We start from the raw sequence: 16,816 nt of genomic DNA, 5'->3' as shown, positions 1-16,816 counted from the left end.
CCCTATTTTGCGAACGCACGTTTCTTAAGGCGCTAACCTATGTACGCGGTGATCAAAACCGGCGGCAAGCAGTACCGGGTCCAAGCCGGCGACCTGCTGGTTGTCGAAAAGCTCGACGGTGAACCGGGCGCGGAAGTCGCTTTCGGCGAAGTCCTGATGCTTGGCGAAGGCGAGGCCGTGACGGTCGGCGCCCCTCTCGTGGACGGCGCTGTCGTCTCCGGAACCCTGCTCGAAACCCGCAAGGGCGAGAAGGTGAAGATCTTCAAGAAGATCCGCCGCCAGGGCTATCGCCGCACCCGCGGTCACCGCCAGACCGAGTCGGTCATCCGCGTGACCTCGGTCGCCGGCGGCGGCAAGGAAACCAAGTGGGAAGGCGTCATCGACCTGACCCCGAAGGTGATCCTGAACGCCCGCGCCCGCGGCCTGGGTGACGCCGCCGTCCCGGCGACGATCCCGACCGCTCCGGTGAAGGCCGAAGCCGCCGCTGCTCCGAAGAAGAAGGCCGCGCCGAAGAAGGCCGCCGCCGAGACCGCTCCGGAAGCCGAAGCCTGAGACCCTCGCGGGGCTCATTGAACGATTAGCTTGATCCAGGTCTCTAAAGAGAAACCGGACCAAAGGAACTAGGAGGCCGCTATGGCTCACAAGAAATCTGGTGGTTCGTCCAGCAACGGCCGCGACTCGGCTGGCCGTCGTCTTGGCGTGAAGAAGTTCGGTGGCCAGAAGGTCGCCGCCGGCAACATCATCATCCGTCAACGCGGCACCAAGTTCTATCCGGGCGCCAATGTCGGCATGGGCAAGGACCATACCCTCTTCGCCCTTATCGAGGGCGCGGTGGGCTTTGTCACCAAGCGCAACAACCGTACCTACGTGAACGTAGCTGCTCCGGCCCAGGCCGCCGAATAGCGCGAACCGCGTAGAAACCGGGTCGCGCTTTCCAAAAGAAAGACGATCCGGACAGACGAAACCCAAGCGGGGAGTCCGGACGCCGGGCTCCCCGCTTTTGTTTTGTCCGCGCTTGAAATTTCTTGGCCGCAAAAGGACCTCAGGCCTGAAATCCGAGCGTCACGGTCCCCACCTAGAAGGACCGAGAACGGGAGGCGCGCCTATGTGCGTGATCGACAAGGCTCCGATCATCGAGACGCGGCGGCTGACGCTGCGGGCTCCCCGGATCGACGATGCGTCGCGGATCGCGGCGCTGTGCGGCGACTACGCGATCGCCAAGATGACCACCCGCATGCCCTGGCCCTACAGCCAGAGCGACGCCGACGGCTTCGTGGCCCGCTGCCAAGTCCAAGATCGGCGCAAGGACGCCACCTTCGTGATCGACCTCGAGGACGAGGGCGTGGTCGGGGTGCTGGGCTTCTTCACCCCGCAGGTCGGCCACCTGGAGGTCGGCTACTGGATCGGCCGCCCCTACTGGGGTCGCGGCCTGGCGACCGAAGCGGCCCAGGGCGCCCTGGTCTGGGCGCGCAACGACTGGCGCAGGAAGGTGGTCGTCGCCGGCCACTTCGCCGACAACCCGGCCTCGGGCCAGGTGCTGGTCAAGGCGGGGTTCCTGTATACGGGCGTCGTCGAGCACAAGCCGTCGGCGGCGCGGGGCCAGCCCGTGCCGACCCGGATGATGGTCTGGCTGGCCTAAGCCCGGCGCCTAGGCCGCCCGGTGCGTCGCGACGACCTTCTGCGGGCCTTCGCGGAACCGCTTCTCGGCGACCACGATCCGCTCGCACAGGGCGTCCAGGTCGCTGAGCAGCGAATAGGTGGCGTAGATCGGGATTTCCATCATCGCCACCTGGGCCCGCGGCATGAACTCGCAGTACTTCTTCCAGGCCACGTGGCTGTCGCGGGCGTTCATGGCCCGCTGGCCCAGCGGGTTCCACAGGTTCAGGCCCATCAGCTCGTCCCGGCACTCCTTCATCACCGGCAGGGCGATGTAGAGGAACAGGAAGGTCGGGGTGGCGGCGCGGGCGAACTGCGGCTGCACCTGCATGTGCCAGATGCGGAAGGCCTCGAAGAAGTTGGCCTTGCGGGTCGGGTCCGGCGGCAGCCACTGCAGATCCGGATTGATTAGCTCCTGGGCCGAGCCCGAGCGCTTGACCAGGTCGTCGGCCGTGCGACCGTCGGCCATGGTCTTGTTCAGGGCGTTGATCGGGATCGCCAGGCGCTTGGCGACCTCGGTATAGGCCACCTGGCGGCCGGCCATCGGTGTCCACTGGCCGAAGTTCGGGGCGTTGGGAGCGCCGGCCCGCTTCATCGCCGCGGCCTGGTGCACCAGCTGATGGGCCTCGCGGCTCTTGGCGGCCTGCTGGCGGTCGAACGCCTCCTCGTGGACGGCCTGTTCGTCCGACGTCATCCACCGCGCCCGTCCGGGGCCGTAGGTGCGTTCGTTGCGATTGAGCAGGATGAAGTTGTGCGCGTCGCTCGGGCGACGGCCGACGGCGATCAGGAAGGCGCGGAAATCGCGCCATTCCGGCGCCAGGCCCGTGCCCCGGCTCATCAGCATGTTGCGATGGAGCGAGGCCTCGTGGGTGTACTTGCGACACAGGGTCGGCAGCGTCAGTTCCTGGAGATCATGCGCAAACTCGGCGTCCGAAATCGTCGTCAACGCCAGCCCTCCCCGCGCAATAGTCCTGCCGCCGTGTTCATAGGACCGTTTGTCGCATGATCAGTTTTAACATTTCGTCACGATGGCGAACGCGGTTCGGCGCGGCAAAGCGCCGCTTCCGGACCCGATTCAGCCATCCGAAGGCCTCCCAGGCTTGGCCGTAGGCGGGTTTCGGCTCGACGCGAAAGCCGCCTTGGGACAAAAGACGCTCATGAAATTCTTGGACCAGTGCAAAATCTATGTCCGCTCCGGCAACGGCGGCGGCGGCGCGGTCTCGTTCCGACGCGAGAAGTACATCGAATACGGCGGCCCCGACGGCGGGGACGGCGGGCGAGGCGGCGACGTGTGGATCGAGGCGGTCGAGGGCCTCAACACCCTGATCGACTACCGCTACCAGCAACATTTCAAGGCCGGGACGGGCGTCCATGGCATGGGCCGGGCGCGTCACGGCGCGGCCGGCGAGGACGTGATCCTGAAGGTCCCCGTCGGCACCCAGGTGCTGGAGGAGGACAAGGAGACCCTGATCGCCGACCTCGACACCGCCGGCATGACCCTGCGCCTGGCCAAGGGCGGCAACGGCGGCTGGGGCAACCTGCACTTCAAGGGCCCGGTCAACCAGGCGCCGAAGTACGCCAATCCCGGTCAGGAAGGCGAGGAGCTGTGGGTCTGGCTGCGGCTGAAGCTGATCGCCGACGTCGGCCTGGTCGGCCTGCCCAACGCCGGCAAGTCGACCTTCCTGGCCGCCGCCAGCGCCGCCAAGCCCAAGATCGCCGACTATCCGTTCACCACCCTGACCCCGAACCTGGGCATGGTGGACCTTTCCACCAGCGAACGCTTCGTGATGGCCGACATCCCGGGCCTGATCGAGGGGGCCAGCGAGGGCGCCGGCCTGGGCACCCGGTTCCTGGGCCACGTCGAACGCTCGGCCGTGCTGATCCACCTGGTGGACGCCACCCAGGACGACATCGCCAGCGCCTGGACGACGATCCGCGGCGAGCTGGAGGCCTATGGCGACGAGCTGGCCGACAAGTCCGAGATCCTGGCCCTGAACAAGGTCGACGCCCTGGACGACGAGACCCGCGCGGCCAAGGCCGCCGAGCTCGAGACCGTGGCCGGCGTCAAGCCGATGCTGGTCTCCGGCGTCTCGGGCGAAGGCGTCACCGAGCTGCTGCGCGCCGCCTTCACCCAGGTGCGCATCCGCCGGGGCGACGCGATCGAGGAGATCGAGGACGACGAGGATCACGTCGAGGAGACCCCCGGGGGCTGGCAGCCGTAAATGAGCGCGTCCGGGGGAGCGCTCAGCCGCGCCAAACGCATCGTCTTCAAGGTCGGCTCGGCCCTGCTGGTCGACGCCGCCAGCGGGGCGGCCGACCGCGCCTGGCTGGACGCCTTCTGCGCCGACCTGGCGCGGCTGCGCAAGCGCGGCCAGCAGGTGGTGGTGGTGTCGTCCGGCGCGGTGGCCCTGGGCCGTCGACGCCTGGGCCTGACGGGCCGCAAGTCCCTGACCCTGCCCGAGAAGCAGGCCGCCGCCGCCGCCGGCCAGTCGGTGCTGATGCGGGCCTGGGAGGAGGCGCTGGAGCCGCACGGGATCGGCGCCGCCCAGATCCTGCTGACCCGCGACGACACCGAGACCCGCCGCCGCTGGCTGAACGCCCGCGCCACGGCCGAGACCCTGATCGCCCTGAACGTCGTGCCGGTGGTCAACGAGAACGATACGGTGGTGACCGAGGAGATCCGCTATGGCGACAACGATCGCCTGGCGGCCCGCGTGGCCCAGATGGTCGGGGCCGACCTGCTGGTGCTGCTGTCCGACATCGACGGCCTCTACACCGCCGATCCGCGCCGCGACCCGACCGCCACCCACATCGCCCGGGTCAGCGAGATCACGCCGCAGATCGCCGGCATGGCCGAGGGGGCCAACGCCTCGGCCGGGGTCGGCACCGGCGGCATGGCCACCAAGATCGCCGCCGCCCGCATCGCCCGGGCCGCGGGCTGCGCCACCCTGATCACCCTGGGCTCGCGGCCCGCGCCGCTGCAGGCCATCGAGGACGGGGCCCTGGCCACGGTGATCGAAGCCGGCGCCTCGCCGGCCGCCGCGTACAAGGCCTGGATCGCCGGGTCGCTCGCCCCCCAGGGCTGGCTGACCGTCGACGCCGGTGCCGCCGCCGCCCTGGCCAGCGGCAAGAGCCTGCTCTGCGCCGGCGTCCGCGCCGTCGAGGGCCCGTTCGACAAGGGCGACGCCGTCCGCGTCCGCGACGAGACCGGCCGCGAGGTGGCCCGGGGCCTGGTCCGCTACGACAGCGCCGACGCCCACCGCATCGCCGGCCTGCGCTCGGACGCCATCGAGGCCGAGCTGGGCTTCACCGAAGGCCCGATGATCCACGCCGACGACCTGGCGGTAGGGGGCTAGATGCGGACCGCGCTGGCGCCCCTGCTGGCCGGCGCGGCGCTGCTCTGCGGCTGCGCCGGCCTGGCCCCGGCGGCCTGCCCGGCCGGCCAGAGCCCCGGCCGCACCGCCCAGCTGTTCTTCGGCCGCGACATCGGCGACAAGGTCGGCGTCTCGGACGCCGACTTCGCCCGCTTCGTCGACGAGGAGCTGACCCCGCGCTTCCCCGACGGCCTGACCGTGCTGGACGCCACTGGCCAGTGGCGCGGCGCCGATGGCGTCGTCGGCCGCGAGCCGTCGAAGGTGGTGATCCTGGCCCTGCCCGACCGCGCCGGCGGCGAGGACAGGCTGGACGCCGTGCGGGCGGCGTACAAGGCCCGCTTCTCCCAGGAGGCGGTGATGATCGTCACCCAGCCGGCCTGCCTGGGGTTCTAGGCCTCGCCCCCGCGCCCGCCGAGCGAAGCTTGACCTGGATCGCGCCATGAAGGAGCCTGCCACCGAAAGTTGATCGTGGGTGAGGGCGTGGCCATGACTCCATTTCTTCGTCTGGCCGGCGCGGTCGGCGCTCTGACCCTGGTCGCGGCGACCGCGGCCCCTTCGCCGGTGGCGTCCCTGCTGGACGACCCCGCCGCGGCCCGCGCCTTCGACTACGCCGCCCTGCGCGAGCGGTTGGGCGACGAGCAGATGGTGGCCCTGAGCAAGACCTTGGACGAAGCGTTCGCGGCGCGCCTGGCCGCCGCGCCCGACGCTTGCGAGACCGAGGCCGAGGCCTTCGTGCGCGGGGGCCTGGCCAGCGCCCTCCAGGCCCGTGACGCCGCCGCCTGGCGGGCCGACTGGAAGGCCGCCAACGACCAGCTTGATAAGATCTACGCCCGCGTCACCAAGGCCCTGAACGGCGAGGACGTCGGCCGGGCTTATGACGGCGTGCGCGCCGACGCCAAGGCGGCCGTCGCCGCCAGCGATCCCCGCCATCGCCAGCTCTTCGCCCGCGTCGCCCGGGACCAGGCCTGGCGTCATACCTTCCACGACGTCGAGGCCATGCCCCAGGGACCGCGGCGTCAGATGGTCATGCGCCCCCTGTCGGCCAAGACCTGCGGCGTCGACGCCGAAAACACCGCCTGGTTGAAGGCCGAGTGGCGCACCTCCGGCTGGTTCACCACCGCCCGCGACGGCGAAGTCGCCAACAAGCGCGCCTGGCTGATCCTGCAGCACGCCGACCGCGACCCCGCCTTCCAGCGCGCCGTCCTCCCCCTCCTGGCGGGTGAGACCGGTGTGGGGGCGCGGATCAACTACGCCTATCTCACCGACCGGGTGGCGGTGAACGCCAAGGCGCTGCAGACCTACGGCACCCAGGGCGACTGCGTCGCGCCCGGTCGCTGGGAGCCGCTCCCGGTCAAGGACCCTGACGGCCTGGACGCCCGGCGCGCGGCCGTGGTCCTGCCGCCCATAGCGGAATACCAGGCGCATGGCGCAACCGCCTGCGCCAACTTCAAGGCTCCGTGACCCCGCCCTATTTCCCATAGCCCGTCATCGACATCGGCCGGTCCTTCACCCCTGTCGCCCAGGCCTTGTTGGGCGTGGCGCTCATGGTGAAGACCAGTTCGCCGCCGGCTCGGATCTCGGCGTCGCGCAGGAAGCTCCTGGGCAGCGGCTTGCCATTCAGGGTCACGGCGCCGACATAGGGCGCGGCGTCCGACAGCCCCACGGCCCGCACCGTGAACCGCTTGCCGTTCGGCAGGTTCAGCACCGCCTGCTCCACGAACGGCCGGCCGATGACATATTCGTTCGAGCCCGGCGCCACCGGGTAGAAGCCCAGGCTCGTGAACACCAGCCAGGCCGACATCTGGCCCAGGTCGTCATTGCCCGACAGGCCGTCCGGCGTGGGCTTGTACTGCGACTTCACGATCTGGGTCAGCCGGGCCTGGGCGCGCCACGGGGCGCCGGCGTAGTCGTACAGATAGGCCACGTGGTGGCTGGGCTCGTTGCCGTGGATGTACTGGCCGATCAGGCCGGCGATGTCCTCGGCGTGCGAGTAGTCGAGCTTGGAATTGTCGAAGTCGAACATGGCGTCCAGCTTCCGGACGGTGGCCGCGTCGCCGCCCATCAGCCCCACCAGCCCGCCCAGGTCCTGCGGCGCGAACCAGGAATATTGCCAGGCGTTGCCCTCGGTGTAGTCGGAGCCATAGTTGATCGCCGTCGGGTCGAACGGCGCGCGGAAGGTCCCGTCGCTCTTGCGGGCCCGCAGGAAGCCGGTCTTGACGTCGAAGCTGTTGCGCCAGTTTCCGGCCCGCTTCTGGAACGTCGCGGCGATGTCATCGCGGCCCATGGCCTTGGCCATGCGGGCGATGGTCCAGTCGTCATAGGCGTATTCGACGGTCTTGGAAGCGGCCTCCGGCTCCTTGTCGATCGGCACGTAGCCCAGCGCCATGTAGTCGCCCAGCCCCCCATAGGGAGCGTAGGTGGCGCTCTTGACCATGGCGTCCAGAGCGGCCTTCTCGTCGAAGCCCCGGATCCCCTTCAGGTAGGCGTCGGCGATCACCGGCACGGCGTGGTAGCCGATCATCGTCCAGGTCTCCTGGCCATGGAACTGCCAGACCGGCAGGATCCCGTACGGGCTCTCCTGCTGCGAGGCGATCAGCGAATTGACCACGTCGCTGGTGCGCCGCTCCGGCTGGACCAGGGTCAGCAGCGGGTGCTCGGCGCGGAAGGTGTCCCACAGCGAGAAGGTCGAGTGGAAGGTGAAGCCCTTTCCATCCGAGGTCCGGGCCTCATGCACTTCGTTGTCGGGCCCGCGATAGCGGCCATCGACGTCGCTGAACACGCTGGGGGCCAGCAGGGCGTGGTAGAGGGCGGTGTAGACATTGGTCCGCGTCTGCGCCGGGGCGGCGATCTCGACCGCGCCCAGGGCCTTCTCCCAGTCCGCTCGGGTCCGGGCCCGCAGGCCGTCGAAGTCGAAGCCTTTCTCGTCGCTGGAAAGGTTCAGCACGGCGTTGGCCTCGCTGACCGACGAGATCGCCGCCTTGGCGACCAGCGGCCCGTCGATCGTCCCGAAGTCGAAGACCCCGACCAGGGCCCGGCCCTCCACCTGGGCGCGGTCGAAGGCGGTGCGGCCGGGCTGGGCGAAGCCCTTGTAGGGGACGGCCTCTTCCTTGTTGTACAGCGCCTTGCCGACCAGCGGCTTGCTGAAGCGGATCGCGAAATACAGCTGGCGGCCCGGGGCCCAGCCGCGGGTCTCGCGCATCCCCGTCACCGTGCCGTCCTCGGCGACGCGGATCCGCGACCAGCTGACCTTGCCCGGATAACTGTAAATCGAAGACCGCAGGTCCAGCAGCACCTGGGCCCGCGCGCCCTTCTGGAAGGTGTAGCGGTGCAGGCCGGTGCGCGGGCCGGCCGTCAGCTCGGCCCGCACCTGGCTGTCGGTCAGGGACACGGCGTAGTAGCCGGGCTGGGCGACCTCGCCATCGTGGGTGAAGCGCGAGCGGTAGCCCGAGCCCGGCTTGTCGGCCTCGCCGGGCTCCAGCTTCGCCTCGCCGCTGACCGGGGCCAGAAGGACGTCGCCCAGGTCCGAATGGCCCGAGCCGGAGAAGTGGGTGTGCGAGAAGCCCAGGATCGTCGGGTCGCTGTAGCGATAGCCGGCGGCGCGGGCGTAGCTCTGCTTGAACGGCAGGATGTCGGTGTCGGGGCTGAGCTGGACCATGCCGAACGGGGCGACCGCGCCGGGGAAGGTATGGCCGTCGCCGCCCGTGCCGATGAACGGGTCGACGGCGTCGTAGGGTGTGAGGGCGGCGGATTTGTCCTGGGCGAAGGCCGAAGAGGCGGCGAGGGCGGCGACCACGGCCAGCACCAGTCCAGGACGCATGGGATTCTCCTTCAGGGGCGCGGCGACCCTAGCGGCTGGAGAGGCGGGCCGTCATCCGATTTGGGCGGCGACCCGGCGTATCCAGCCCCTCCCCCCGTGGGGGAGGCGATCGCGCAGCGATCGGTGGGGGGAGTTTTAGGGTCGTCGATCCGGGTTGTGGCCATCGGCCGATTACTCCCCCCACCGTCGGCTGCGCCGACACCTCCCCCACAGGGGGAGGATCTTGGATGCACGGCTTCGCCGCCTCACGCGGAAAGCCGCTGAGCTGACGGAAAGGGACGCGGAGCGCCGGACATCGTCCGGAGTGTTTGAAGTAGTAACCGTTTTCGACGAAGCCCGATCGCTCCGCGCGGTCGTTATCCGGAAGCCCGCGGCGCTGAGCCCTGTTCGGACCTCGCCGCCTTGAAGCCTCCGACGGGCGGGCCAGGTCAACGAACCCCGGTCCCGGACCGCGAGCGCGTCACCGCCCGCCTGTTGCTCCGCCAGCCCTCGCGCCACGCCGTTTTAGTGTTCCATGCCCGGCCGGCCCTGGAGACGCGAGGTTTGATCCCAAGGGACCGCCGACGGAGCTTCCCGCTCGATCGCCCCCCGCCGCCGCATCGGTCGCTGGCCATGCGCCCTTTCCCTGCGACGAGGTGGGTACAGGATAAGGGCGGTCTGGAAGGGTGAGGACAGAAACGGGTCGAGAAAGTTCAGGGCGTTGAAATCGCCGGAGTTTGTTCGCTGAACGCCGAGCACGGCCGGGGACGTGCTCTCACGGCAAGGCTTTGCGGATCGATCCACGGCCTTGGGGTGAGTGCATGTCCCCAACCGCATCCACGGGGTCATGCGACTTCAGCGCCAAACTCAGCGGGTCCGTTGGGGACACGCACTCACCCCAACCGCTCTGCGAACCTGATCCGCGCCGTGCCGTGAGAGCGCGTCCCCGGCCGCGATCGCCAACCGCCCGCCAGCGGCGAGGCCGCGCCTTGAAACCTTGATGGCGAGCCTGCTCTGGCGTCTGGCCGTGTCAAGGACGGCGCGTCGCGCCGCCGCGACGCGGCCGGCCGGAGGCCGGTCCTTGACACGGCCAGACGCCAGAGCTCCGATCCACCAAGGCTTTAAGGCGCGGCCTCATCCGGGGCGGATGGGGTGCAACCGCTCGACAGCCACCGGGGGGACCGACCTAATGCCTACCAAGCACCGCCCATACCGTATCGCCGTCGTGGCCTGCCTTGGCCTGATCGTTACGGGCTGCGGCGCGAGAGATCCTGCGCGGGTGGTCTCAGTGCGCGACCTCGTGGAGGCGCGCTGGGCGACGCCTCCTGTGCTCCTCGGCACGGTCACGGTGAGGGCCATGGTCAGCGCCAAGAACATCGAAGGCGTCTATGTGCGCGACATCGGCTGCCTCGACTTCTGCAGCAACGTACTGGCCTTGAACTTTCCCGACGCCGACATCCACGACAACACGCACACGCCGTCGGAGAAGGAACTCGTCCTTGAGCGGGCGCTGACTCGGGCGGTGGAAAACAATGCCGACTTCGCCTGCATGGTCTTGAAGGTGAAGCCCCGAGCCCATCGCTCCCAAACCTCCAACCCTCTGGGCAGTCGATACAGGATTGGGGCGCTCGATTTCGTCGAGGTCGTCGACGCTAATTCCTGCCCCCGCAGCCCCGAGGACGGACCCTTGCGTCTCGATCAGAAGCCGCAATTTTCCTATAGCGACCGCGCTCCGCGTCGTCCTTGACACGGCCAGACGCCAGAGCTCCGATCCACCAAGGCTTTAAGGCGTGGTCCCATCCGGGGCGGGTGGGGCGAATAGTACGTGGCCCCCAATTGGTGAGTTGCCTGAAGGGCACTCAAGCTTGACCTGGGGTCGATGGTGCCTACGGTCCAAACATGCCGTTTAGTCCCGAGCAAATCGCTGAACTCGAGGTCGGCCGCCGGGAGATCGGCGCCAAGTTTCAACAACTATGCCAACAGCTAGTCACAACACCTTTTCGCACGGCCTTAGCCCGCGAACATGCGGATCACGGACTCGCACGCCGCCTTGGAACGCTTACACGATGCATCAATCGCGTTTCTGAGATTTTACCTCCGGCGCAGATAGTTGTTCCAGATCGACAGGACATCACCGATGCGACGATCCACATTCAAGCTTTCACGTTCAACACGTTCGGTTGTTGTGAAAATCTTGCATGGATTTGGGTCCATGAACGTGAAGTTACCGGCCCTGATAACCAACCTCTACCTGCAAGGTGGATCGGTCTGGGACCAGGCTACCGCCAAGTACGTGCGTCATTTTCAAGTGAATTTCGAACTCATCTCGAAACTTTCGACGCCTGGTTCACCCATCTAAAAGACTTCCGCGATGCACTAGCACATCGCATTCCCCTCTACATCCCACCGTTCAGCGTAGACCCTGGCCGGTCCCAAGACTTCCAAGTATTAGAGGCTCAAGCCAATGCCGCTTTGATGCGCGGTGAATTGGAGGCCTATCAGCGTCTCTGCTCAGAACGCGACAGCTTGCGGCATTTCACTCCGTTCATGGTGCATTCCCTCGTCGATCCCAATCCAGTGATTTTTCACTATCAACTGCAAGCCGACTTCAACACCATCGCCGACTTAACGGAACGCCTTCTGGCTGAACTCGCTTGAACCCCCAGCCCCGCTAACACCCCCGCCACCCTTTCCCCATTCCCCCGCCGCCGCAAAGCGCCTAGGTAAGCCTCACTCTGAGCATATCGGGGGAGCATATCCGGGATCGGAGGATGGCGATGGACGACGCGGGCATGAGCTTGCAGGCGGCGATGACGGCGATGGGACAGGCGGCGCGGCACGGGGCGTCGGCCCTGCGCGTGGCCACGCCAGCCCAGCGCACCGCCGCGCTCGAGGCCATGGCCGCCGCTATCCGCGCCGACGCCCCGGCCATCCTGGCCGCCAACGCCCGCGACCTGGACAAGGCCGGAGCGGGCGGCCTGACCGCGCCGATGGTCGAGCGGCTGATGCTCAACCCCGAGCGCCTGGAAGGCGTCGCCGCCGGGGTCGAGGCCGTGGCCGCCATCCCCGATCCGCTGGGCGTGGAGACCGCCCGCTGGACGCGGCCCAACGGCCTGGACATCGCCCGGGTGCGCACCCCGATCGGCGTGATCGCCATGATCTTCGAGAGCCGGCCCAACGTCACCGCCGACGCCGCCGCCCTGTGCGTGCGCTCGGGCAATGCCGTGATCCTGCGCGGCGGCTCCGAGTGCCTGCAGTCCAACCTCGCGATCCACGCGGCCATCGCCAAGGGGCTGAAGGCGGCGGGGATTTCGACCGACGCGGTGCAGATCGTCCGCACCCCCGACCGCGACGCGGTGGGGGCGATCCTGTCGGGCCTGGACCGGACGATCGACCTGATCATCCCCCGGGGCGGCAAGAGCCTGGTGGCGCGGGTCCAGCAGGAGGCCCGGGTGGCGGTGCTGGGCCATCTGGAGGGCCTGAACCACGTGTTCGTCCACGCCGCCGCCGATCCCCGCAAGGCCGTCGACATCGTGCTGAACGCCAAGATGCGCCGGGTGTCGGTGTGCGGTTCGGCCGAGACGCTTCTGGTCGACCGCGCGGCCGCCTCGCGCCTGCTGCCGCCGATCGCCGACGCCCTGATCAAGGCCGGCTGCGAGCTGCGCGGCGACGGTCCCTCGCGGGCCATCGAACCGACCATGAAGCCGGCCGTCGAGGCCGACTGGTCGACCGAATACCTGGCGCCGACGATCTCGGTGGCCGTGGTCGACGGGGTGGAGGGCGCGGCCGCCCACATCGCCGCCTACGGCTCGGGCCACACCGACGCCATCCTCACCGAGGATGTGGCGGCGGCCGAGCGGTTCGTCGCCCTGGTCGACAGCGCCATCGTGCTGGTCAACGCCTCGACCCAGTTCGCCGACGGCGGCGAGTTCGGCTTCGGGGCCGAGATCGGCATCGCCACCGACAAGCTACACGCCCGCGGCCCGGTCGGGGCCGAGCAACTGACGACATTCAAATATGTGGTTCGCGGGACCGGCCAGACTCGTCCCTGAAGCTGGCAGACCCGCCGCGCAACGCCTGGGCTTCCATCTGGAACCGGGCATGCGCGTGGGCCTGTTCGGCGGCAGCTTCAACCCGGCGCACGAGGGCCACGCCCACGTCGCCGAGACGGCCCTGCGACGCCTGGAGCTAGACAAGGTGATCTGGCTGGTCTCGCCGCAGAACCCGCTGAAATCCGCGCATGAGACGCGGCCGCTGGAAGAGCGCCTGGCCGGGGCCCGGCAGCAGGCGCGCGGGGCCGGCATGATCGTCTCGGACGCCGAGACGCGGCTGGGCTCGCAATACACCATCGACACCCTGCGGGTGCTGCGGGCGCGGTTCCCGGGCGTGAAGTTCGTCTGGATCATGGGCGCCGACAGCCTGGCCTCCTTCCACCGCTGGCGCGGCTGGACCCAGATCATGCGCGAGGTGCCGGTGGCGGTGATCTCGCGCCCCTGGGCGGCGCTGAAGGCCCGCACCTCGCCGGCCGCCCGCCGCTTCGCCTGGGCCCGCAAGCCGTCCAGCGCCGCGGCGATCCTGGCCGACGCTACCGCCCCGGCCTGGGTCTACCTGACCGGCCCGCTGAACTTCGCCTCGTCGACGGCGCTGCGCGGGCGGCAGACCAGGGGCTGAAACAACAGCGCGGTTGCGGGTTTTCCTTCGCGCGTCGCGGGTGTATGGTCGGAACACAAGCGGAACAGCTCATGCCCTACAAGGCCGTTGAAATAGCGAACGAGTTCCTGCGCCTGCCTGGGGCGGCCGAGCGCCTGACCCAGATGCAGTTGCAGAAGCTCACCTATATCGCCCATGGCTGGAACTGGGCGATCAATGACGCGCCGCTCATCATCGACGACATAGAGGCCTGGAGCTTTGGGCCTGTCGTCCGGGATCTCTACGAGCATACCAAGTTCTTTGGCAGCGAGCCGATTGGCCGGCTGATCAGCCCCGATGACAGCAAGATTTCCAGTTTCTTTGGCAAGACGGGAGAGGCCGCGCCCTATCGCGCCGATCTGACCCCTCGTGAGCGCGAAGTGATTGCTCAAGTCTGGTCGCGGTACGGCGACCTCAGCGCCGCTCGGCTCTCCGCATTGACCCACCAGCCGGACACGCCTTGGTTCAAGGCCTTTCAGCGAGGACGCAATACTCGGATCGAAGACGAGGTGATCCGCACCTATTATGACGCGCTGGCTCAACGTGCCGCCTAGATCCAAGGGGCCGAGGCTTGATCCGTCCATTATCGGCGGGGCTCCGACCTTTCCGGATCCCCAGGACTTCGATGCCGCCCAGAGCCAGGTCTATCTGGAAACGATCGCCGAACTGTCGGCCGAAAATGAACGCCTCCGCGCCGAAAACGAAGGCCTCAAGGGCCAGCAAACCTACGACGACGTCCGCACGAGGATGATGGAACCGTATGCCGGCAAGGTGTTCCGTTTCTTGATCGGCTATTGCGCGTTCGTTGGCGTGATCATTCTACTGAGCGGCTTCAAAATTGGTGGATTTGACATATCCGACACGGTGCTGGGGATCATTGCCGGCAGCACCGCCGCGTCCGCGATCGGTCTCGTCGGCTTCGTCGTCAGCGGACTTTTCGGAGCCGCGAAAGCAACGCGCACGGCATCTCGCTGATCCCTGAATCGCCCATCTCCACGTTCCCCCTCATCATTTGGAGTCATCCATGCTATGGGAGCTATTGCGCGAAGCCATCAAGGAGCATTTCCGCTGCGTAGCGACCCCGCGCCCCAGGCGCACGAGGGAACGGTTTCCCCCGATACCTCGACCAAGAACGAGTCCGAGCTGGACCTGAGTATCAAGGCCCTCGAGACCCTGATCCTGTCGCGTCTGGACGACGACAAGGCCCAGGACATCGTCCACATCGACCTGACGGACAAGAGCTCGGTCGCCGACAGCCTGATCGTGGCGTCGGGCCGGTCGCACCGTCACGTCGGCGCCCTGGCCGACCACATCATCCGGGCGCTCAAGGAGAGCGGCTTCGGCAAGGCGCGGGTCGAAGGCCTGCCGCACTGCGACTGGGTGCTGATCGACGCCGGCGACGTGGTGGTCCACCTGTTCCGCCCCGAAGTCCGCTCGTTCTACAACATCGAGAAGATCTGGGCCGTCGACGCGCCGCACCGGATGGCGTCGAACTAGGCTGTCTGCGGGTCCGCCCTCGTCCTTCGACAAGCTCAGGATGAGGGCTGCCTATCGTCCGCGTCATTCTTGAAACCTCATCCTGAGCGTGTCGCCCATTCTTGGCTCGGATCGGCTTAGCCGATCCGCGGGAGACGAGGTTTCAACGCAGGGCCCTGATGAAGATCACCCTCCTCACCGTCGGGAAGCTCGGCCGCATGGTCGAGGCGCAGCTGGCCGTGGACTATGCGTCCCGGGCCACCGCGTCCGGCCGCGCCCTGGCGCTTGGGCCGGTCGAGATCGTCGAGGTCGAGGCGCGCAAGCCCGGCAAGGCCGCCGAGGCCGAGGTGCTGCGCCCGCACCTGGAGGGCGCCTATGTCATCGCCTGCGACGAGCACGGCAAGGTGCGGCCTTCGCGCGCCTTCGCCGAGCACGTGGGCCGGCTGCGCGACGACGGCTGCCGCAAGGTCGTGTTCCTGATCGGCGGGGCCGACGGGCTGGACCCCGCGATCCTCGCCGCGGCCGACGAGACCCTGGCCTTCGGACCCCAGACCTGGCCGCACGCCCTGGCCCGGGCGATGCTGGCCGAACAGGTCTATCGCGCCGTCACCATACTGGCGGGCTCGCCGTATCACCGCGATTGAGGCATTGATCGGCATATGTCGCGCCGCGTCGTCCTGATCACCGCCAGCCTCCTGGCCGCCCTGCTGGGCGCGGGCGGCCTCGTCGCGGCCCAGGTCGGCCAGCGGGGGCCGCTCAGCCAGAAGGCCAAGGACCAGCAGGCCGCCGCCGACACCCGCCGCGAGATCGCCGACCTGCGCGGCGAGCTGGACGCCCTGGGCCGCCAGCGGGTCGACGCCGGCGACGACGTCTCGGCCAAGCGCGCCAGGCTGGAGGCCCTGCACCAGCGCGAGTCGGCCCTGGTCGGCGAGCTGGGCCGCGACCGGGGCCAGCTGGCCCGACTGCTGTCGGCCCTGCAGCTCTTCCGCCGCGATCCGCCGCCGGCCCTGCTGGTCAGCCCGAACGACGCCCGCGACGCGGTGCGGGCCGCGATCCTCATCCGCGCCATGACCCCGGAGCTGCAGGCGAGAGCGGACGGCTACGCCCGCCAGGCCCGCGCCGTCTCGGCCCTGCGCCGCCAGGCCGCCGCCGCCTCCGAGGAGCTGTTCACCGCCGAGAGCCTGGTCGCCGACCGCAAGGGCGATCTGGAGCGGATGATCGTCGAGAAGACGCAGTTGGAACGCGCTTACGCGCAAGAAGCGCTGACTGGAGACGACCAGGGCACACTGGGTGCCTTGACCGACGGCCTGACGCCGCGGCCGGCCACCGGGCCGCTGGTCCTGGTCTTGCCCGCCCCCGGGCCGCTGGCGCGTCGCTTTGGCCAGGTCATGCCGGTCGGCGGCCGCGCCGCCGGCCTGACGATCCGCACGGAAAAGGGTCACGCCGTGGCCAGTCCCGCCGCCGGCGTGGTCGAATATGCCGGACCGCTGAACGGCTGGGGCACGGTCTTGATCCTGCGCGCTCAGGGCGCCTACCATCTGGTGCTGGCCGGCCTGGACCAGGTTTCGGTGGCGCCCGGACAATCTGTCGCACCCGGCGCGACGGTTGGCCGGATGGCGGACCATGGCGCCTCGGAGCCAGAACTCTATTTCGAGGTTCGGGAAGACGGCGTTCCGGCCGATCCGGAGCGCTGGCTGAAACAGGGATCGCGATAGACGGCTTTTTCAGCGATGATGGCCGTCAAATGAACAAGGGTCCGCTCTAGTCAGGCGGAACGACGAGTTTTTAACGCGGCGCGACGGCGTCGTCAGGGAGCCATTTCGGC

18 protein-coding genes are annotated in these 16,816 nt (G+C 68.5%); 16 read left to right on the top strand and 2 right to left on the bottom strand.

The window, feature by feature from the left end; translation table 11 throughout:
* Positions 1-39: 39 nt before the first annotated feature.
* The 3 genes from rplU (at position 40) to ACSQ2G_RS09960 (ending at position 1,639) form a co-directional block, all read left to right on the top strand.
* Positions 40-552 carry a 50S ribosomal protein L21 gene (rplU, locus tag ACSQ2G_RS09970; protein WP_436030416.1) on the top strand — a complete coding sequence of 171 codons (513 nt, stop codon included), beginning with the start codon at positions 40-42 and terminating at the stop codon, positions 550-552.
* Between the two features lie 81 nt (positions 553-633).
* Positions 634-903, top strand: a complete 270-nt coding sequence (gene rpmA / locus ACSQ2G_RS09965; RefSeq protein ID WP_028038841.1) for a 50S ribosomal protein L27 — start codon at positions 634-636, stop codon at positions 901-903.
* Positions 904-1,105: 202 nt separating this feature from the next.
* A complete protein-coding gene (locus ACSQ2G_RS09960; RefSeq protein ID WP_436030413.1) occupies positions 1,106-1,639 on the top strand; it encodes a GNAT family N-acetyltransferase in 534 nt (177 codons plus the stop codon).
* A 9-nt stretch (positions 1,640-1,648) separates the two neighbouring features.
* Here the strand turns inward: ACSQ2G_RS09960 and ACSQ2G_RS09955 are convergent, their stop codons facing one another.
* A complete protein-coding gene (locus ACSQ2G_RS09955; protein WP_436030411.1) occupies positions 1,649-2,602 on the bottom strand; it encodes a hypothetical protein in 954 nt (317 codons plus the stop codon).
* Between the two features lie 211 nt (positions 2,603-2,813).
* On the opposite strand from ACSQ2G_RS09955, the gene obgE reads away from it, so the two are divergent.
* From obgE to ACSQ2G_RS09935, 4 genes are all read left to right on the top strand, one after another.
* The gene (gene obgE / locus ACSQ2G_RS09950; RefSeq protein ID WP_436030409.1) at positions 2,814-3,878 is read left to right on the top strand and encodes a GTPase ObgE; all 1,065 of its coding nucleotides are present in this window, start codon (positions 2,814-2,816) and stop codon (positions 3,876-3,878) included.
* Complete coding sequence (proB, locus tag ACSQ2G_RS09945) at positions 3,879-5,012, top strand: glutamate 5-kinase (protein WP_310085884.1); 1,134 nt, start codon at positions 3,879-3,881, stop codon at positions 5,010-5,012. It abuts the gene before it with no gap.
* The gene (locus ACSQ2G_RS09940; RefSeq protein WP_436030407.1) at positions 5,013-5,423 is read left to right on the top strand and encodes a DUF3574 domain-containing protein; all 411 of its coding nucleotides are present in this window, start codon (positions 5,013-5,015) and stop codon (positions 5,421-5,423) included.
* Between the two features lie 93 nt (positions 5,424-5,516).
* Complete coding sequence (locus tag ACSQ2G_RS09935; protein WP_436030405.1) at positions 5,517-6,491, top strand: DUF6624 domain-containing protein; 975 nt, start codon at positions 5,517-5,519, stop codon at positions 6,489-6,491.
* 7 nt (positions 6,492-6,498) lie between these two features.
* Here the strand turns inward: ACSQ2G_RS09935 and ACSQ2G_RS09930 are convergent, their stop codons facing one another.
* On the bottom strand, positions 6,499-8,847 hold the full coding sequence (locus ACSQ2G_RS09930) for a GH92 family glycosyl hydrolase (RefSeq protein WP_436030403.1): 2,349 nt from the start codon (positions 8,845-8,847) through the stop codon (positions 6,499-6,501).
* Positions 8,848-10,015: 1,168 nt separating this feature from the next.
* Between ACSQ2G_RS09930 and ACSQ2G_RS09925 the strand changes: the two genes are divergently transcribed.
* The 9 genes from ACSQ2G_RS09925 (at position 10,016) to ACSQ2G_RS09885 (ending at position 16,706) form a co-directional block, all read left to right on the top strand.
* Positions 10,016-10,573 carry a hypothetical protein gene (locus ACSQ2G_RS09925; protein WP_436030401.1) on the top strand — a complete coding sequence of 186 codons (558 nt, stop codon included), beginning with the start codon at positions 10,016-10,018 and terminating at the stop codon, positions 10,571-10,573.
* 152 nt (positions 10,574-10,725) lie between these two features.
* Complete coding sequence (locus ACSQ2G_RS09920; protein WP_436030399.1) at positions 10,726-11,484, top strand: hypothetical protein; 759 nt, start codon at positions 10,726-10,728, stop codon at positions 11,482-11,484.
* Positions 11,485-11,603: 119 nt separating this feature from the next.
* Complete coding sequence (locus ACSQ2G_RS09915) at positions 11,604-12,878, top strand: glutamate-5-semialdehyde dehydrogenase (protein WP_436030564.1); 1,275 nt, start codon at positions 11,604-11,606, stop codon at positions 12,876-12,878.
* Positions 12,844-13,497, top strand: coding sequence for a nicotinate-nucleotide adenylyltransferase (locus ACSQ2G_RS09910; RefSeq protein WP_436030397.1), 654 nt, complete (start codon positions 12,844-12,846; stop codon positions 13,495-13,497). The genes ACSQ2G_RS09915 and ACSQ2G_RS09910 overlap by 35 nt, the downstream gene beginning before the upstream one ends.
* A 71-nt stretch (positions 13,498-13,568) precedes the next feature.
* The gene (locus ACSQ2G_RS09905; RefSeq protein WP_436030395.1) at positions 13,569-14,069 is read left to right on the top strand and encodes a Panacea domain-containing protein; all 501 of its coding nucleotides are present in this window, start codon (positions 13,569-13,571) and stop codon (positions 14,067-14,069) included.
* Positions 14,041-14,490 carry a hypothetical protein gene (locus ACSQ2G_RS09900; RefSeq protein WP_436030393.1) on the top strand — a complete coding sequence of 150 codons (450 nt, stop codon included), beginning with the start codon at positions 14,041-14,043 and terminating at the stop codon, positions 14,488-14,490. Before ACSQ2G_RS09905 ends, ACSQ2G_RS09900 begins: the two co-directional genes overlap by 29 nt.
* Positions 14,491-14,583: 93 nt before the next feature.
* Positions 14,584-15,012 carry a ribosome silencing factor gene (gene rsfS / locus ACSQ2G_RS09895; protein ID WP_310086008.1) on the top strand — a complete coding sequence of 143 codons (429 nt, stop codon included), beginning with the start codon at positions 14,584-14,586 and terminating at the stop codon, positions 15,010-15,012.
* A gap of 158 nt (positions 15,013-15,170) precedes the next feature.
* Positions 15,171-15,635, top strand: coding sequence for a 23S rRNA (pseudouridine(1915)-N(3))-methyltransferase RlmH (rlmH, locus tag ACSQ2G_RS09890; RefSeq protein WP_436030391.1), 465 nt, complete (start codon positions 15,171-15,173; stop codon positions 15,633-15,635).
* Positions 15,636-15,650: 15 nt separating this feature from the next.
* On the top strand, positions 15,651-16,706 hold the full coding sequence (locus ACSQ2G_RS09885) for a murein hydrolase activator EnvC family protein (RefSeq protein ID WP_436030389.1): 1,056 nt from the start codon (positions 15,651-15,653) through the stop codon (positions 16,704-16,706).
* The last annotated feature ends 110 nt before the right edge of the window (positions 16,707-16,816 follow it).

This window comes from Caulobacter sp. LjRoot300 (genome assembly GCF_964253875.1).
GTDB lineage: Bacteria > Pseudomonadota > Alphaproteobacteria > Caulobacterales > Caulobacteraceae > Caulobacter.
Note: the sequence above shows the minus strand (reverse complement) of the source record. Positions and strands in the feature narration are given on the sequence as shown.

Bases quoted from the DNA above. Each gene is read 5' to 3' on its own strand.
- rlmH (WP_436030391.1), top strand. From the start codon at position 15,171: ATGAAGATCACCCTCCTCACCGTCGGGAAGCTCGGCCGCATGGTCGAG.
- ACSQ2G_RS09915 (WP_436030564.1), top strand. From the start codon at position 11,604: ATGGACGACGCGGGCATGAGCTTGCAGGCGGCGATGACGGCGATGGGA.
- ACSQ2G_RS09885 (WP_436030389.1), top strand. From the start codon at position 15,651: ATGTCGCGCCGCGTCGTCCTGATCACCGCCAGCCTCCTGGCCGCCCTG.
- ACSQ2G_RS09940 (WP_436030407.1), top strand. From the start codon at position 5,013: ATGCGGACCGCGCTGGCGCCCCTGCTGGCCGGCGCGGCGCTGCTCTGC.
- ACSQ2G_RS09930 (WP_436030403.1), bottom strand. From the start codon at position 8,847: ATGCGTCCTGGACTGGTGCTGGCCGTGGTCGCCGCCCTCGCCGCCTCT.
- ACSQ2G_RS09905 (WP_436030395.1), top strand. From the start codon at position 13,569: ATGCCCTACAAGGCCGTTGAAATAGCGAACGAGTTCCTGCGCCTGCCT.
- ACSQ2G_RS09920 (WP_436030399.1), top strand. From the start codon at position 10,726: ATGCCGTTTAGTCCCGAGCAAATCGCTGAACTCGAGGTCGGCCGCCGG.
- ACSQ2G_RS09925 (WP_436030401.1), top strand. From the start codon at position 10,016: ATGCCTACCAAGCACCGCCCATACCGTATCGCCGTCGTGGCCTGCCTT.
- rplU (WP_436030416.1), top strand. From the start codon at position 40: ATGTACGCGGTGATCAAAACCGGCGGCAAGCAGTACCGGGTCCAAGCC.
- rpmA (WP_028038841.1), top strand. From the start codon at position 634: ATGGCTCACAAGAAATCTGGTGGTTCGTCCAGCAACGGCCGCGACTCG.
- obgE (WP_436030409.1), top strand. From the start codon at position 2,814: ATGAAATTCTTGGACCAGTGCAAAATCTATGTCCGCTCCGGCAACGGC.
- ACSQ2G_RS09960 (WP_436030413.1), top strand. From the start codon at position 1,106: ATGTGCGTGATCGACAAGGCTCCGATCATCGAGACGCGGCGGCTGACG.
- proB (WP_310085884.1), top strand. From the start codon at position 3,879: ATGAGCGCGTCCGGGGGAGCGCTCAGCCGCGCCAAACGCATCGTCTTC.
- ACSQ2G_RS09935 (WP_436030405.1), top strand. From the start codon at position 5,517: ATGACTCCATTTCTTCGTCTGGCCGGCGCGGTCGGCGCTCTGACCCTG.
- ACSQ2G_RS09900 (WP_436030393.1), top strand. From the start codon at position 14,041: ATGACGCGCTGGCTCAACGTGCCGCCTAGATCCAAGGGGCCGAGGCTT.
- ACSQ2G_RS09910 (WP_436030397.1), top strand. From the start codon at position 12,844: ATGTGGTTCGCGGGACCGGCCAGACTCGTCCCTGAAGCTGGCAGACCC.